The 15,666-nt window shown below is 67.1% G+C and carries 13 protein-coding genes and 2 pseudogenes; 11 read left to right on the forward strand and 4 right to left on the reverse strand.

Going from position 1 to position 15,666, the window contains the following annotated elements:
- Positions 1-437: 437 nt before the first annotated feature.
- Positions 438-2,540: a P-loop ATPase, Sll1717 family gene (locus ACIBTM_RS27915; RefSeq protein WP_395880111.1), complete on the forward strand. Its 2,103-nt coding sequence runs from the start codon at positions 438-440 to the stop codon at positions 2,538-2,540.
- Between the two features lie 87 nt (positions 2,541-2,627).
- Positions 2,628-3,304, forward strand: a pseudogene (locus ACIBTM_RS27920) (helix-turn-helix domain-containing protein); the annotation flags it as partial.
- 223 nt (positions 3,305-3,527) lie between these two features.
- Here the strand turns inward: ACIBTM_RS27920 and ACIBTM_RS27925 are convergent.
- Positions 3,528-4,520 (reverse strand): Lrp/AsnC family transcriptional regulator, encoded by a 993-nt coding sequence (locus tag ACIBTM_RS27925; protein WP_395880112.1) that lies wholly within the window; start codon positions 4,518-4,520, stop codon positions 3,528-3,530.
- Between the two features lie 159 nt (positions 4,521-4,679).
- Between ACIBTM_RS27925 and ACIBTM_RS27930 the strand changes: the two genes are divergently transcribed.
- The 4 genes from ACIBTM_RS27930 to ACIBTM_RS27945 all read left to right on the forward strand — a co-directional run bounded on the left by ACIBTM_RS27930 (position 4,680) and on the right by ACIBTM_RS27945 (position 9,058).
- Positions 4,680-6,188, forward strand: coding sequence for an AbgT family transporter (locus ACIBTM_RS27930; protein WP_395880326.1), 1,509 nt, complete (start codon positions 4,680-4,682; stop codon positions 6,186-6,188).
- Positions 6,189-6,239: 51 nt separating this feature from the next.
- Complete coding sequence (locus ACIBTM_RS27935; protein ID WP_395880327.1) at positions 6,240-7,334, forward strand: M20 family metallopeptidase; 1,095 nt, start codon at positions 6,240-6,242, stop codon at positions 7,332-7,334.
- A gap of 64 nt (positions 7,335-7,398) precedes the next feature.
- Complete coding sequence (locus ACIBTM_RS27940) at positions 7,399-8,073, forward strand: phosphoribosyltransferase (RefSeq protein WP_395880113.1); 675 nt, start codon at positions 7,399-7,401, stop codon at positions 8,071-8,073.
- A gap of 46 nt (positions 8,074-8,119) precedes the next feature.
- Complete coding sequence (locus tag ACIBTM_RS27945; RefSeq protein WP_395880114.1) at positions 8,120-9,058, forward strand: universal stress protein; 939 nt, start codon at positions 8,120-8,122, stop codon at positions 9,056-9,058.
- Between the two features lie 132 nt (positions 9,059-9,190).
- Here the strand turns inward: ACIBTM_RS27945 and ACIBTM_RS27950 are convergent.
- Positions 9,191-9,364 (reverse strand): annotated as a pseudogene (locus ACIBTM_RS27950) (DUF3040 domain-containing protein); the annotation flags it as partial.
- A gap of 137 nt (positions 9,365-9,501) precedes the next feature.
- Here ACIBTM_RS27950 and ACIBTM_RS27955 point away from each other — a divergent pair.
- Complete coding sequence (locus tag ACIBTM_RS27955) at positions 9,502-9,735, forward strand: DUF6480 family protein (protein ID WP_395880115.1); 234 nt, start codon at positions 9,502-9,504, stop codon at positions 9,733-9,735.
- 28 nt (positions 9,736-9,763) lie between these two features.
- On the opposite strand, the gene ACIBTM_RS27960 is transcribed toward ACIBTM_RS27955, so the two are convergent.
- Complete coding sequence (locus ACIBTM_RS27960) at positions 9,764-10,822, reverse strand: M20 family metallopeptidase (protein WP_395880116.1); 1,059 nt, start codon at positions 10,820-10,822, stop codon at positions 9,764-9,766.
- Entirely contained in the window at positions 10,819-11,808 is a 990-nt protein-coding gene (locus ACIBTM_RS27965) for a LacI family DNA-binding transcriptional regulator (RefSeq protein ID WP_395880117.1), read from the reverse strand. Before ACIBTM_RS27965 ends, ACIBTM_RS27960 begins: the two co-directional genes overlap by 4 nt.
- Positions 11,809-11,920: 112 nt before the next feature.
- Between ACIBTM_RS27965 and ACIBTM_RS27970 the strand changes: the two genes are divergently transcribed.
- From ACIBTM_RS27970 to ACIBTM_RS27985, 4 genes are read left to right on the forward strand one after another with little or no spacing between them, the layout of a single operon-like run.
- Positions 11,921-12,673 carry a glutamine amidotransferase gene (locus ACIBTM_RS27970; RefSeq protein WP_395880118.1) on the forward strand — a complete coding sequence of 251 codons (753 nt, stop codon included), beginning with the start codon at positions 11,921-11,923 and terminating at the stop codon, positions 12,671-12,673.
- Positions 12,674-12,704: 31 nt separating this feature from the next.
- Complete coding sequence (locus tag ACIBTM_RS27975; RefSeq protein WP_395880119.1) at positions 12,705-13,700, forward strand: DMT family transporter; 996 nt, start codon at positions 12,705-12,707, stop codon at positions 13,698-13,700.
- Entirely contained in the window at positions 13,693-14,727 is a 1,035-nt protein-coding gene (locus ACIBTM_RS27980; protein WP_395880120.1) for a phosphotriesterase, read from the forward strand. The genes ACIBTM_RS27975 and ACIBTM_RS27980 overlap by 8 nt, the downstream gene beginning before the upstream one ends.
- Entirely contained in the window at positions 14,724-15,647 is a 924-nt protein-coding gene (locus ACIBTM_RS27985) for a ribokinase (protein ID WP_395880121.1), read from the forward strand. The genes ACIBTM_RS27980 and ACIBTM_RS27985 overlap by 4 nt, the downstream gene beginning before the upstream one ends.
- Positions 15,648-15,666 lie beyond the last annotated feature (19 nt).

Genomic DNA, 15,666 nt, shown 5'->3' on the forward strand with positions numbered 1-15,666 from the left:
CTGTCCCACGCCTCCCCCCCCCCATTCCGATACGAAGCCAGCACGCGGCCGGTGGCATCGGGTCAAGGCACGCTTTCCAGCCTTGACCCGATGCCACCGGCCGTTGTCACGATCAGGCGTCGGGATGGAGGGGATCGACGACTGGGCGTAACAGGTGGCGATACATCGACGACCGGTATGTCACGACGCTCGTTGAGGAGGGCCGACGTTGGCCATGGGGAGATGTGCGCTGCCGTTGGGTGGCGCTGCGCAAGGTGACTTGCTGGCGGCCGCGTCGCCCGGCCGGTGGGCGGAGCGGAGCGGCAGCCCGCCGTGTCGGGAACCGGCACGGACGCCCAGGCGAGGAGCTACCAACGCGCCCTGCGCGCCGCCCGGCGGCGGCGCGCCCTTGATCCCATAGAGCCAAGTTCGGCAGCATTCAGCCAGTCAGAAAGTCGGTGGGTTCGAAAGTGGCGAAACGCTCAAGCCGTAAAGTGCAAGGCCTCCCTGAAAACGGCCCTACTTCTCCTGAGTCCTTGCCGCGACGCGCACTGGAAAAGATTCACCTAGGCCAAGCTTTTGCGGAGTATGACAAGACACTGCGAAAGCGCGACGTCTTCGTGAGAACTCCAGCGTTGAATGCCGCTCTCGATGTCGAGAACCCACACTGCTTCTTCGTGGGCCGACGCGGCACCGGAAAAACTACTATCGTTCGATATCTAGAGGAGGCCCAAACGCAAGTAATATCGATTCGCCCCGAACTGTTCTCGCCAAGCAGTTCAACCCTAGAGGTCGACCTGTTCTCAGACATGAACCAAAAGCCGTTCAGAAGCCTGCTAGCAGCTTTTAGGCGTAGCCTCCAAGACGAAGCACTCTTTGCCTGGATGCGCTCCAGCTCCTGTGACCTAAACGGCGTTTCTCCAGTTCTCGCACGTGAGAATAACGACTATTCCGATGACGATTTCGATGTTCGCACTGTAAAATTCATCGCCAACTTAACTCGCCCACTCAGGGTTCAGGACGACGCCACTTGGCTCACCGAGGTCAAGGTTGCAAAGAATATCGCACGCGAACTTACTGGCGTACTGAATGAACAGCAGCCCTGGACAATACTTATTGATGCCATCGATGACTACTGGGACGGATCACAGCAAGCGGTTCACTACCTGACGGCAATGATGCATGCCGCCCTGGAAATTAACAGCCAGGTCCCTGGCGTGCGGGTGCTCATGTTCCTGCGCGAGAACATGTTTGAGCGCGTTCGAATAGTTGACAGCGAGTTCTCGCGCCTTGAAACGGGCGTCGTGGGCCTGGATTGGACCGAACGACAGCTTCGCGAGATGGTCGAACGTCGGGTTAATGCGCCACTGACAACCAAACTTGAACTGGGCGGCAAGACCTGGAATGCCTTCTTTGAAGATGGCGAGAAGGCACACGAGATAGTATTTGGATTTTGCCAAGGCAAGCCGCGAGATGTGCTTACCTACTGCACTCTAGCATTGGATACAGCACAGGCAAATGGGCACAGCAGAGTAATGCTGGAGGACCTTGAAAGTGCTCGCAGGCGCTTCTCCGACAGTCGACTAAAGGATCTCTCGGACGAGTACCAGGAAAACTACACGCAGATAGGTCTCGTGCTGAGCAGCTTCTATGGGCTAGGTTTCAAGTTTAGCCTTGGCGGCTTTGAGGACTTCCTACACAAGCTATCAGAAGACTCCGAGATAACCTCGAATTGCAAGAGTTGGTTCTTTAACTATAACTCGCCAGAGCTACTTGTCAGACTCCTCTACGACATTGGATTTGTCGGACTTCACGATCGACGCGGCAGCGGAAGTCGCGGTGTGATCTATCGCTCCGCAGGACCAAAGGATACGACTCCTCCTCCCGTCTCCGACAAGACTGATATTCTTGTGCATCCGACTTATCGTGAGGCACTGGACATGCAGGACGCTCTTGTTTCGTCATTGGTGGACCTAAATAGACGACAAGGGTTGATCCTAGATCTCCCAGACGCCCTTACCCTGGATGCGTACAGGGAACGTCTTGCGGAACTGCAAGACGACTTAAAGACATTGCCAACTGGACGAGAGTCGGCTAGCGGGTTCGAGAACTTGGTTGGCAACATTATTCGCCTATGCCTGCACCGCCCATTACATAATGTTCAAGATCAAGTTCGCGATGTCGATGGCACAATGCGGCGCGACTGGATCGCGTCAAATCGGGCACATTCGGGATTCTGGTCGATTATGCGACAGCGCTATGATGCAACTCAAGTAATATTTGAGTGCAAGAATTACGAGGATCTGGGCGCGTCGGACTTTCATCAGGCTTACTACTATATGAGCGGCGCGTCGGGGAGGCTTGTGTTTATAATATTCCGCGGCGAGGTTAAGAACCATTACCTCTCTCACGTCAAGCGCATCCATGGCGAAAAATCTGGCCTAGTAATGCTTTTGAACGACAAAGACCTGGGCGTGTTTATTCGTCAGTCAATGAATGGCAAGGTAAAAGACGATCATCTTCAGAGTAAGTACGACGATACTGTGCGTTCTATATCGTAAATGAGCTGCTGCGTCGAGGTGTGCCAACAGGATGGTCGCCGGATGTGGATGATCACTTACGTGTCCGCCAGCTGTTAGCCTGAAGGTATGCGTGGTGCGGGTGATCAGCTCAGCATCGGGGAGCGTATTGCCTTCTACCGGCGGCGGCGTGGTCTGTCGCAGGCGGTTCTCGCGGACTTGGTGGGCCGTACTGAGGACTGGTTGAGCAAGATCGAGCGCGGTGAACGCGAGATCCGCCGTCTGGATGTGCTGGCAGGCGTCGCGCGGGGCCTGCGGGTGACGCTGGGAGACCTCCTCGGCGACCCCGTGCTCACGGAGGACGAGGACAAGAACGACGACGTCCCGGCCATCCGAGACGCGCTCATGGCCCCGCGACGCCTCTCACGCACCCTGTTCTCGTCCGCCATGTCGCCTGAGTACATCGACCCGGCCCCGGTCCGCTCAGCTGGTCGAAGGTGCCTGGTCCAGCTACCAGAAGGGCGACCTCGGCCGTGTCGTCGCCGCGCTGTCGGGCCTGATCGAGACCAGCCAGGGCATGGGAGTCCGCTTCGGCCGATGATGCCGCCTACCGGCGGGCCTGCGCTGCGGTGTCGGCCCGCGTTCACCATCTGGCCGCGACGACGCTGAGCAAGATCGGTGAAGCCGACCTCGCGTGGATCGCGGCAGAGCGCGCCATGCAGGCGGCCGACGAGGCAGACGACCCGCTGGTCCTGGCCTCGGCCGCGCGTTCCGGTACTCACGCTCTGCTGGCTGTCGGCCGGTTCGGCATCGGCGCGCTGGAATCCCGCTCGCGCCCTCCCGAAGGACGAACTCGACGGTATAGCCGAGTCGGCCGTCGACACCTTCGTGCGTACGGTCCGTAGCCGAGAACGCCGCCTTTGTCCAAACAGGACTGTCAGTGCGGATGCCTTCGTCTTCACTTGGCGGTCGGTTGAAGCGCTCTGCCAGTGATCGCCCGCACGATCTTCGCCCGGGACAGCACCGGCCTCAGGTGTGGTCCGGGGCGAATCTGCCGTCCTCCCGGTACAGCCAGTATCGGCGCAGCATGCGCAGCACCACGGAGACCTGCGATGCGGTGATCCCGGGTAAGGGGGCGAGGTCCCTGGTGAGGAAGTCGGCCATCTCGTCCTCGTTCCGGAACACGCCCTGGTGGATGACCGAAGCGGTGCCGGCGACGATCGACACGTACCGCGCCGACGGATGCCGCGCCAGTTCTTCGGCCACGGCCTGGATGGCGCCCGGGGTGATGGTCAGCGCGATGACCGCCTCCAGTTCGTAGCCGAGCTGCGCGGGTTCCACCTCGACGCGCGGCCGGACGATGCCGCGCCGCAACGTCGACTGGATCAGCCGGTAGGCGGTGGACTGGCTGAGGTCGAGGCTCCGGCCCGCTTCGGCCGCGGTGATCCGCCCGTTCCCGGACAGGAGCCGGATGAGCCGCCGCTCGTCCGGGCCGACCTCGTCGGCGGTGAATCCGTCAGGCGCGGTCGGGACCACCTGTTCGCGGGACAGGATCTTCTGCTGGTCTTCGCTCAGCCGGTGTAGACGCCAGGAGTCGGCTCTGGTCAGTGCCCGCAGCACCAGCTCCGAATGGGTTCCCGCCACCCCCGGCACGCCGGGGATGCGCTCGGCGAGCAGGTCGCGCGCCCCGGCTCGGTCCGGCACGTGCACGGCCAGGTAGACGTCCGACCGGCCCGCCGTCTCCGCCGCGAGCTGGACCTCGGGAAACCGTGCGAGCGCCTTCGCCGCCGAACCGGACGCGCCCGGTTCGGTCGTGACCCAGACGTGCCGCGGGTTCCCGCGAGCCCTCGCCGTCCACTCGACCTGGCCGATCACCCGGAGGATCCGCTGTTCCTCGAGCCGGACCAGCCGCCGTCCCACCGTGCTGGCGGAAACGTCGAGCGCCTCGGCGAGCGTGGCGACCGAGGCGCGCGGGGCGATCTGGAGCGCCGCGATCAGGTCGAGGTCGGGTTCGGTCAGCATCGAGTGAATGTATCAGTCATCAGAGGATACTACCTGACTGATTCGTGCAGGATTCATTTCAAGGTTGCACTATTCGGTCGCTTGAGTTTGTAATGGGCCTCCGATCAGGAAGGAGCCGCGCCGGTGAGTTCCAGCCAGGCCAGAACGGCCTCACGTCCGATGAACCTCCTGCTGCGCGCGCTCGACGGCGTCGAGCGGCTCGGCAACAAGCTGCCTCATCCGTTCTGGCTGTTCGTCCTCCTGAGCGGAGTGCTGGCACTGGCCAGCTGGGGGCTCAGCGCGGCCGGGGTGTCGGCGGTGAACCCGGCCACGGGCAAGACGGTCGAGGCGAAGAACCTGTTGTCCGCCGACGGCGTGCGGATGATGGTGACCGACGCGGTCAAGAGCTACACGTCGTTCCCGCCGCTGGGCACGATCCTCGTGGTGATGCTCGGCGTGGCGGTCGCCGAGCGGTCCGGTCTGCTCGCGGCCGTGCTCCGGTCCGGTGTTTCGAAGGTTTCGCCGCGGTGGGTGACCTTCGCGCTGGCGTTCACCGGAATGGTGTCCCACGTCGCGTCCGACGCGGCCTACGTGGTGCTGATCCCGTTGGGGGCCTTGGCTTTCCGTGCGGTGGGGCGGAGCCCGATCCTGGGCATCGTGGTCGCGTTCGTGTCCATCTCCGCCGGATACGACGCGAGCCCGCTGATCACGCCGACCGACGCCATCCTGTCCGGGCTGACCACGGCGGCGGCGCAAACGATCGATCCGGCCTATTCGGTCACCCCACTGGCCAATTACTTCTTCTCGCTCGCGTCGTCGGTCGTGCTGGCCGCCGTGATCACGCTCGTGACCGAGAAGGTCCTCGCGCGGCGCGCCGAGGCGATGCCTGTCGACGACGACGCGGAGGAGGACGATCTCGGCTCGCTCCAGCTCAGCCGCCAGGAACGACGGGGCCTGCTGGCCGCGCTCATCGCGCTGGCCGTCTTCGTGGTCGCACTGGTGCTGGCGGTGCTGCCCGCGTCGTCGCCCTTACGCGGCAAGGGCGGAAGCATCATCGAGTCACCGTTGCTGACCTCCATCTCGATCTTCCTCGCGCTCGGCTTCCTGGCCGCGGGCTGGGCCTACGGCAAGGTCGCCGGGACGGTCACCAGCAGCCGTGACATCCCGGGGTTCATGGCCCACGGCTTCCGCGAGATGGCGCCGATCCTGGTGCTGTTCTTCGCCATCTCCCAGTTCCTGGGCTACTTCAAATGGACCGGAATCGGTGAGATCACCGCGATCAACGGCGCCGGGCTGCTCAAATCCGCCGGCGTCTCCGGGCCGGTCGTCATGCTGGGCATCCTCGTGGTGGTGACCCTGGTGAACCTGATCGTCACCAGCGGCTCCGCCCAATGGGCGCTGATCGGCCCGGTGTTCGTGCCGATGCTGATGTTGCTGGACATCCCGCCGGAGACCACGCAGGCGCTGTACCGCATCGCGGACTCGTGCACGAACGCGATCACCCCGATGAGCCCGTATTTCGTGATGGCACTGGGTTTCCTGCAGCGTTACCGGCGTTCCGCGGGGATCGGCACGCTGTTCTCGATGACGGTCCCGCTCTCGTTCGCCCTGCTGGTGGTGTGGACGTTGCTGTTCTTCGTGTTCTGGGTGTTCGGCATCCCGCTCGGCCCCGGTGCCCCCGTTCGCTAGGAAGGGATTCTCTTGTCACACACGGATTGGTCCCGGCAGGCACTGCCCGCCATGCTCGACGATCTCCGGAGCATCGTCGCGCTGGAGACGCACAGCTACGACAAGCCGATGCTGGACAAAGGCCTCGACACCATCCGGGCCTGGGTCTTCGACCGTCTCGGCGCGCCCGATGCCGAGACCCGCCACACCGACACCGTCCGAGGCGACGTACTCGAACTGGGCTACGCGGGGACGGCGCCGGGAACGGTTCTGCTGCTGAGTCACTACGACACCGTCTGGCCGACGGGCACGCTTGCCGGATGGCCGTACACCGACGAGGACGGCCGTGTCACCGGTCCGGGCGCGTTCGACATGAAACTCGGCCTGGTGCAATCGGTCTGGGCCCTGCGAGGCCTCCGCGAACTCGGCCTTCCGCATCCGTCGGTCAAGTTCCTCTTCAACGGCGACGAGGAGATCGGCAGCCCCCACTCACGGCCGCACATCGAAGCGGCCAGCGAAGGCGCGCTGGCTACCCTCGTCTTCGAGGCATCGCTGGACGGCAAGCTGAAGACCGCGCGCAAGGGGGTCGGCCTGTTCGACGTGACCGCCATCGGTGTCGAGGCGCACGCGGGCCTGGACCCGTACGCGGGAGCGAGCGCGATCCATGCCCTCGCCGAGATCGTCGGACAGCTGGCGTCCGCGGGCTCGCGCGAGCTCGGGACCACGGTCAACGTCGGCACCATTTCCGGCGGTACCGGTCGTAACGTCACCGCGGGCGGCGCCGGCTGCGGTGTCGACGTCCGTGTCGCCGAACCGTCCGAAATGGACCGGATCGACAAGGTGTTCGCCGGTCTGGAAGCCGCCGATCCCCGCGTGACCGTTTCGGTCGAGGGGGAGTGGAATCGACCGCCGATGACCCCGAACGAGCCGTCGCGGGCACTGTTCGCGACCGCGCGGAAGGTGGCCGCCGAAGCGGGCTGGGAGCTGGAGGAGACCGCGGTGGGCGGGGCGAGCGACGGCAACTTCGTGTCCGCGCTGGGCCGCCCGGTGCTCGACGGCCTCGGTGCCGTCGGAGGTGGTGCCCACGCACGCGACGAACACATCCTCGTGAAGCACATCCCGGAACGGACGGCGCTGGCGATCGGGCTGATCGCGGCACTCGCCTGACGGCCGGAGCCCCGGGTTTGCCCGTTCCGCTCGTGGGTACGCCTTGGTGGAGGAGGTCGAAGTCATGCCGGCTACGTATCGCGCGTTCGCCGACCGGCGGATGGCCGGACGGCGGTTGGCCCACCGGATCGGGCGGCCGGACTGGCCCGATCCGGTGGTGCTCGGTCTGGCCAGGGGCGGTGTGCCGGTCGCCGCGGAAGTCGCCTGTGAATTCGGTGCGCCGCTGGATGTCGCCGTGTCCCGCAAGATCGGCGCGCCCTGGCACCCGGAGTTCGGGGTGGGCGCGGTGACGGCGGACGGGCCGCCCTATTACGACACGTACACGATGCGCAAGCTCGGGCTGAGCCCGGCCGACCTGGCGCGAACGTGCGAAGCCGAGCGAGCGGAGGCGCGCCGCCGGCTCCGTCGCTATCACGGCGATCGCGCGCCGGTCGCGACGCGCGGCCGGGACGTACTGCTGGTGGACGACGGACTGGCCACCGGTGTCACGGCGACAGCCGCGCTGCGGGCCCTGCGCCGGACGGAGCCGCGCCGGTTGATGTTCGCCACTCCGGTGTGCGCCGTGCGGGCACCCGAGCTGCTGCGCGACGAAGCGGACGACGTCCGCTGTCTGATCGAACCGGAGCAGTTCAGAGCTGTCGGCCACTGGTATGAGGACTTCTCACAGACCAGCGACGAGGAAGTCGTCTCGCTGCTCGACGCGGCGGTTCGAGGTTTCGACGACCGCCGGACGTGGTAGTCCTGGCGTTGTCAGGGCCCCGTAGTTTGGGAGTGACGTGAGCGTGATGTCGTCAACGGAATCCACAATGGACAAAGGCGCCGTCGTCGCAGGCTATGACGGCTCCGAAGAAGCGGGGAAGGCCGTGCGCTGGGCTGCGGGCGAAGCCGCCGCCCGCGGCCGCGGATTGGTCGTCGCCCATGTCGTCGGGTTCCCGCCCGTACCCGAAGCCCTCCCAGGCGGCGGGGCTTGGCCGCGTCCGGGGTTCCTCGAAGCAGGTCAGGAAACAGCGCAGCGGCACGCCGAGGCCATGCTCGGCGACATCGCGCAGGAATGCCGTCGGGCATGGCCGGAGCTGGCCGTGTCGACGAGGCTGTTGTCCGGCCGCGCACCCGAGGCACTGGCCGACGCCGCGGAGAACGCGGATCTGCTGGTGATCGGGTCGTCGGGGCTCACCGCGCTGCCCAGGCTCCTGGTCGGCTCGACGGCCAACGAACTCCTGCACGACTACCACCGGCCCATGGTGGTCGTGCGCGCAGGCGATGAACCGCCGGCGGACGGCGACCGAAAGGTCGTGGTCGGCGTCGACGGATCCGAGACCAGCAAGGAAGCCATCGGATTCGCCTACGACTTCGCCGACCGGCACGATTGCGCGCTGGTGGCCTTGCACGTCTGGTCCGATCTTCCGCTCGAAGCGATGGCGGTGACTCCCACCGAGCGCGACCGGGAGATCATCGAGGAACGGGGAAAGCCCCTGCTCGACGAATCACTGGCCGGATATCGGGAACGGTATCCGGACGTCCCCGTCCACCGCGTGATCGCGGTCGACCGGCCCGCTCACGCGCTGGCGGAGCAAGCCGAAGGGGCCGCGCTGCTCGTCGTCGGCAGTCACGGACGCGGGCCGCTGCGCCGTGCTCTTCTGGGCTCGGTCAGCCGCGCCATGGTCCACCACGCGCCCTGCCCGGTCGCCGTGGTCCGTCACCACAAGGAGCGCCATAGCCGCTGAGACCGTTGTCAGAGCTCGGAACCGCTTCGGTTCGAGGAGCCCGGCCGGCTTCGTCCGGTAGGTGTTGTGCGTCCATACGAGCGCGCTCGCGGCGGCGACTCCGGCCAGGAACACGAGGCCCCTGTTGCTGAAGAGTCCCACCGTGATCATGAGGATCGCGGTGATCTCGGCGACGACGAGCACGGCCCACCAGGCCTGGACGTTCGCGGAAAGCTTCACCCGGCCGAAGGCCGCCGCGAGATCGGGATCGTTCGTGGTCAGTTCTTCGTCGATCTTCCGCAGGATGCGGCGGTCTCGGCGTCGCACGATGCCTCCTTCGTCGTCTTATACCCGCGCGTACCCGTCGAGGCCGGGGACAAACAGGTTTTCCCGGCCCGGCCGCAGGGTTTCGTCCCCGTCGTTCGGGTATCCGACCGGGGAGACCGACCGAAGGAGTACCGGCGATGACAGCCCAGCCGCCCGACCCGGAACCCGAGAAAACCCGCCGCGAGCCAGGAGGTGGTGTCCAGCCGGGCGACACGCCGCCCGACTCGGCTCAGACGTCCGGGCTCTCGCACCGGCAACCGATGCCCTCCAAGGCGATGCCCGTCGCCTGGCTGGTCCTCATCGGCGTTCTCGTCGTCTTGGCGAGCGGGTTCGTCGTCGCGCTGGCGCTGGGGTGGCTCAAGCTGGGTTGACGGCGAAGATCCGCGGATGCGGAACCGCTCAGCGCGCGGCGGACAAGATCAGCTCAAGGTAGTCGCGCGAAGCCTGCCGCCAGGATTCCAGTTCCAGCTTTTCGTTCGCCGCGTGCATCTCCCGGGGATCTCCCGGGCCCCAGATCACGATCGGCGCTCCGGCCACCGACCCGGCCAAAGCCGAGGCGTCGGTGAAATAGGTGGCGGCGGGTGCGGTCGCCTGGCCGGAGAGCAGCGCGGGCAGGCGCGCGGTCCGGACGGCGGGCAGATCGAGATCCACCTCCGCGCTGATGGCCGGATCGAGCGAGGAAGCCCAGGCGATCGCCGGCGCTCCACCGTCCACAGTGCGCACATCCAGCGTCAGAACAGCCGACGCGGGCACGATGTTCGTCGCGGTCCCGCCCTCGAAGGTGCCGACGTTGACGGTCTCCTTGCCCAGATAGTCGTCGGCGGCCAAGGGGAGGGAATCGAGTGCGCCGAGGACCCGGTCGGCGAGTAACCGGATCGCGTTGCGGCCGAGCCGGGGTGTGGAGCCGTGGGCCGCCTTCCCCGCCGCGGTGAGCCGCAGCCAGGTGGCTCCGCGGTGTCCGAGTGAGACGCGGTTCCGGGTCGCCTCCGGCACCACGACGATCCGCGGCGTCAAATCCAGCGCGGCCGAGGCCTCGGCCGCGCCCCGGCAGCCGATCTCTTCGTCGCTGGTGATGAGGATCCGCGCGCAGGCACCGGTTTCCGCGGCGTTGCGCAACGCCGCCAGCGCGGCGACCAGCCCGCCCTTCATGTCGACGCTGCCGCGGCCGTGCAGGAACTCTTCGTCGATGTCCGCGGAGAACGGGGCGCGTTCCCACAGCGCGGCGGAGCCGACGGGGACGGTGTCGATATGACACACGAACAGCGCCCCGTCGCCGGAATCGGTGCCGAGCAGCACCCACGGTCGCCCGGCGGTGGAACGTCGCAGCACGCGTACGCCCGGAGTCGCGGTGGCGTAGGAGACGGCCAGCTCCTGCGCGGCGGACTGCGCGGCGCTGTCGCCGGAAGTGGTGTCGTGGCGCACCAGATCGCGGAGCAACGCGAGGGCTTCGTCAGTCATGCGGGGTACTCCTGGGTCGATTCGCGGACGACGAGCCGCATGGAGAGCACGTGGTCGGAGGGGTCGCGGCCGGCCGCGAGACGGGTGATCTCGTCGACCGCCTTGCGGGCCATCTGTTCCGTCGGCTGCGCGACGGTGGTCAGCCGCGGCGACGTCCATTCGCCGAGGGTGATTCCGTCGCAGCCGATCACCGAAAGGTCTCCCGGCACCGAGACCCCGGCGCGGCGGGCCGCTTCGAGCAGGCCGACCGCCGCGATGTCGCTGGCGGTGAACACGGCCGTCGGCGCCGCGCCGGTCCGCGCCATATGCGCGAAGAAGTTCATGCCGAACTCCGAGCTGAAGGCGCCGCGCACGATCATCGATTCGTCCACCTCGACCTCGTGCGACTTCAGGGCGGCCCGGTAGCCGGCCTCGCGCTGGTCGGCCGTTCGCAGCCCGGCCGGTCCACCGACATGGGCGATCCGCCGGTGGCCCTGGGAGATCAGATGGGTGGTCGCCTGGTAGGCGCCGCCGAAACCGTTCGCGGTGACATGCGCGATCCGCGGTCCGGCGGCTTCGACGTACTCGTCGAGGAAGACCACCGGGAAATCGCCTGCCAGGCGGCCCGTGAAGGCTTCGTTGGTGGTGTTCATCCCCAGGTAGATCAGCCCGCCCACATCCGGCACCCGCCTCAGGCGCTCGACGGCGGCGCGTTCCCGTGACGGCGACGACCCGGTGAGCGTGGTGAGCACGTCGACGCCGTCCGTCGCGGCGGCGTCGACCACCGCGTCCGCCAGCGTGGAGAAGTACGGGTTGTCCAGCGACGGGACCACCAGGCCGAGGCTGAGGCCGGTCACCTGTTTCCGCACGGGCGGATGCCCTTCGGCCGACAGCGCGGCGTCGATGCGCCGGGCCGTCTCGGAGGCGACGTTGAGCTCCCCCTTGACGTACCTCGACACCGTCGACACGGCCACTCCGGCCTCTCGGGCCACCTTCGCCAGCGACATCCGGCTCCTCCCCGTTGAGCGTTGACGGCGACTGCGACAGCATCTTATATTGACGACGTTGCGCTACGTTGCGCAACAAACGCTAAGCGCTTTTCGCTCGAAGGAGTCGTCGATGGTCAAGGTCCTGCTAGCCGGGGAGTCGTGGGTCAGTGCGACGATCGACCACAAGGGATACGACCCGTTCGCGCATACGCAGGTGGAGATCGGGTGCGAGCGCCTGCTGGCGGCGCTGGCCGCGGAAGGGGTCGAGGTGACTCACCTGCGTTCGCACGACGTGGCCGAGAAGTTCCCGCAGACGCTGGAGGAACTCGGCGCCTACGACGTCGTCCTGCTCTCCGACATCGGCTCCAACACCCTGCTGCTGCACCCGGACACCTTCACTCGCGGCCGTCCGACGCCCAACCGGCTCAAGCTGCTGCGCGAGTGGGTCACGAACGGCGGCGGTCTGATGATGGCCGGCGGCTATCTGAGCTTCCAGGGCTTCGAGGGCAAGGCCAACTACCACCGGACGCCGATCGAGGAGATCCTCCCGGTCGACATCGACCCGTACGACGACCGCGTCGAGACGCCGGAGGGCGTCCGTGCCCACGTCGTGCGATCCGGCCACCCGGTGGTCGCCGGCCTCGACCAGGAGTGGCCGATCCTGCTGGGTTACCAGCACACCACGCTGAAACCGGACGCGGAGCTGCTCGCCACCGTCGAGGGCGACGTCATGCTGGCCGCGCGCCAGGTCGGCCGCGGCCGCACTCTCGCGTTCACGTCGGACATCTCCCCGCACTGGGCTCCGGAGGAGTTCATGGACTGGGACGGCTACCGCAAGCTCTTCGCACAGGCGATGACGTGGCTCGCCGGCCGCGAAATCTGAGCCGCGCGCACTCTGGATCAAGGAGGATTCGATGAGTACGTCATCCACCGGCCGCGCCGCCTCGGTCGTCGTCCTGACGATCGCGACCGTCTTCGCCGGAATGCTCGGCCCGTTGCAGTCACTCGTCAACGGACATCTCGGTACCGCGCTCGCCGACGGGCACGCCGCCGCGCTGGTGTCCTTCGGCACCGGCCTGGTGCTGATGCTGATCATCGTGCTGGCCCGGACCCGGACGCGCGACGCGTTCTTCCGGCTGCCCGGTCAGCTGGTGCGCGGCGAGATCCCGCGGTGGAACTTCTTCGCCGGTCTGTGCGGTGCGGTGATCGTGCTCTCCGAAGGTGTCACGGTGGGTTTCCTCGGGGTGGCGATCTTCCAGACCTCGCTGATCTCCGGCATGGTCATCTCCGGTGTGGTGTGCGACCGCCTCGGCATCGGCGTCCCGTTCAAGCAGGCGATGAGCGCGCCGCGCGTGGCCGGGGCGATCCTCGCCATCTGCGCCACGGTGCTGGTGGTGTCCCCGAACTGGTCGGCCCCGCACATGATCGCGCTGGCGATCATGCCGTTCGTCGGTGGCCTGCTCGCCGGCTGGCAGCCCGCCGGCAATTCCGAGGTAGGCCTGCTGTCCGGCTCGATGTTCGTATCCATCACCTGGAACTTCCTCATCGGCTTCGTGGCGCTCGGCCTCGTGTACGTGGTGCGGATGGCGGTCTCGGGCGCCCACTTCGCGTTGCCGGGCACCTGGTGGATGTACTTCGGCGGGCCGCTCGGCCTCCTGTCGATCGCGTTGATGGCCTTGCTGGTGCGTGGTCTGGGGCTCCTGCTGCTGGGGCTGGCCTCCACGGCCGGACAGCTCATCGGGTCGCTGCTGCTCGAAGTCGTCGCTCCCGCGGCGGGTTCCAGCCTGCACCTGGTCACCGTCATCGGCGCGGTCGTGGCACTGGCGGCCGCGGCGATCGCGATGATCCCGTCGCGGCACACGGCCGAACCGGCGGTCCTCGCCCAGCCGGCCGAGGTGCGTCGTGGCTGAGGTGCGCGGCGTTCTCGGTGCGGTCGACGCGGCGGATCTCGGGTTGGTCCTGCCGCACGAGCACCTCTTCAACGATCTGTCGTCCGCGGTCGCCGAACCCTCCTATGCCTCCACGCGGCGGCTCGCCGGGGCGGAAGTGGGGCCGGGCCTGCAGTTCCTGCTTCGTCAGGATCCGTACTGCTGCGCCGACAACGTGGCGGCCAAGGACCGGGCGAGCGTCGTGCGCGAGGTGACCGCGTTCGCCGCGGCGGGCGGCGGCACGGTGGTCGACGCGACCGGCAGCGCGGCGATCGGCCGGGATCCGCTCGCCTTGGCGGCGGTCGCAGCGGCCACCGGGGTCACCATCGTCATGGGCACCGGTGCGTATCTGGAGAAGTTCGAGGGGGAGCGCATCACCGCGGTCACCGTCGATGCGCAGACCGAGCGCATCCTCGCCGAACTGGACGAGGGCGTCGGCGAGACGGGGATCCGGGCCGGTGTCATCGGCGAGGTCGGTGTTTCGCCGCTCTTCACCGCCGGGGAGCGGGCCTCTTTGCGGGCCGCGGCGCTCGCGCAGGCGGAGCGGCCGTCCGTGGGGCTGAACATCCACATGCCGGGCTGGCAGCGCCGCGGGCACGAAGTGCTCGACCTCGTGCTGGAGGAATGCGGTGCGCTTCCGGCCAAAGTGGCGCTGGCGCACAGCGATCCCTCCGGTGACGACCCGGGATATCAACGCGAGCTTCTCGACCGCGGCGTGCTGCTGGAGTTCGACATGATCGGCCTCGACATCTCGTTCCCCGGCGAAGGCGTCGCCCCGACGGTTTCCCGGACCGCTCGCGCCGTGGCGAGGTGGGTGCACGAGGGCTTCGGCGACCAGATCATGTTGTCGCACGACCTGTTCCTGAAGCAGATGTGGACGCACAACGGCGGGAACGGGCTCGTCTTCGTGCCGACGATCTTCGCTGATCTGCTCGAAGCCGAAGGCGTCGCGGCCGAAGCCGTGGCCCGGCTGATGCGAGACGTCCCGGCCCGGTGGCTGACCGCATGAGCCGCGCGATAGCGGTGGTCGCGTCGCTCAACGTCGATCACATCGTCCAGGCGCCGCGCATTCCGGAGCCGGGCGAGACCCTGATGGGGTTTTCGGCGAGCCGGGAGCTGGGCGGGAAAGGCGGCAACCAAGCGGTCGCCGCCGCCCGGCTCGGCGCGGAAGTGGCCGTGATCGGCTGCGTCGGCGAGGACGAGGACGGCGACGAGTACCTGGAAGCCCTGCTCGCCGAGGGCGCCGACGTCACCCACGTGCGCAGGTCCGCGCTGCCCACCGGCCGGGCGGCGATCACCGTCGACGCCGAGGGCGTCAACTCGATCGTCGTCGTGTCCGGGGCGAACGCCGACATCCCGGCGGCGGCGGCCGAAGCGGCGATCAGCGAACTGCCGGGGCTCCGGGTCGTCGCGGGCCAGTTGGAGGCGGCGGCCGAAGCGACGGAACGCGCTTTCGCGGCTGCTCGCTTGCGTGGCGTGCTGACCGTGCTCAACACCGCGCCCGCCGGTGACGTGGCAAGGAAGCTGCTGCCGTTCAGCGATGTGGTCGTGTCGAACGAAATCGAATTCCGGCAACTCACCGGTCAGGATCCGTTCGACGGCAACGGTTTGCGGCGCGGCGGTGCCGAACTGTTCGCCACGGGATGCCGGTGGGTGATCGTGACCCTGGGGGCCGCGGGATGTGCCGTTCTCGACCCGTCGTCGTCCGCGCACGTCCCGGCCGTCGCGGTACGGGCGGTGGACACCACCGCCGCGGGGGATTCGTTCGTCGGAGCGCTTGCCGTCCGGCTCGCGGAAATCCCCGGTGAGCCGACGACCGCGGCTGTAGTGGCTGCCTGCGGTTTCGCAGCGAAAGTGGCCGCCGTCGTCGTGACACGGCACGGAGCGCATCCCTCCCTGCCGACCTCGGCCGAGGTGGCCGACGCATAACCGTGTTGGTGTTGACCAA

This window comes from Amycolatopsis sp. NPDC049868, assembly GCF_044461365.1.
GTDB lineage: Bacteria > Actinomycetota > Actinomycetes > Mycobacteriales > Pseudonocardiaceae > Amycolatopsis.

Excerpts from the sequence above, each read along its gene's own strand:
- ACIBTM_RS27925 (WP_395880112.1), bottom strand. The coding sequence starts at position 4,520 with ATGCTGACCGAACCCGACCTCGACCTGATCGCGGCGCTCCAGATCGCC.
- ACIBTM_RS27930 (WP_395880326.1), top strand. The coding sequence starts at position 4,680 with ATGAACCTCCTGCTGCGCGCGCTCGACGGCGTCGAGCGGCTCGGCAAC.
- ACIBTM_RS27935 (WP_395880327.1), top strand. The coding sequence starts at position 6,240 with ATGCTCGACGATCTCCGGAGCATCGTCGCGCTGGAGACGCACAGCTAC.
- ACIBTM_RS27940 (WP_395880113.1), top strand. The coding sequence starts at position 7,399 with ATGCCGGCTACGTATCGCGCGTTCGCCGACCGGCGGATGGCCGGACGG.
- ACIBTM_RS27945 (WP_395880114.1), top strand. The coding sequence starts at position 8,120 with ATGTCGTCAACGGAATCCACAATGGACAAAGGCGCCGTCGTCGCAGGC.
- ACIBTM_RS27955 (WP_395880115.1), top strand. The coding sequence starts at position 9,502 with ATGACAGCCCAGCCGCCCGACCCGGAACCCGAGAAAACCCGCCGCGAG.
- ACIBTM_RS27960 (WP_395880116.1), bottom strand. The coding sequence starts at position 10,822 with ATGACTGACGAAGCCCTCGCGTTGCTCCGCGATCTGGTGCGCCACGAC.
- ACIBTM_RS27965 (WP_395880117.1), bottom strand. The coding sequence starts at position 11,808 with ATGTCGCTGGCGAAGGTGGCCCGAGAGGCCGGAGTGGCCGTGTCGACG.
- ACIBTM_RS27970 (WP_395880118.1), top strand. The coding sequence starts at position 11,921 with ATGGTCAAGGTCCTGCTAGCCGGGGAGTCGTGGGTCAGTGCGACGATC.
- ACIBTM_RS27975 (WP_395880119.1), top strand. The coding sequence starts at position 12,705 with ATGAGTACGTCATCCACCGGCCGCGCCGCCTCGGTCGTCGTCCTGACG.
- ACIBTM_RS27985 (WP_395880121.1), top strand. The coding sequence starts at position 14,724 with ATGAGCCGCGCGATAGCGGTGGTCGCGTCGCTCAACGTCGATCACATC.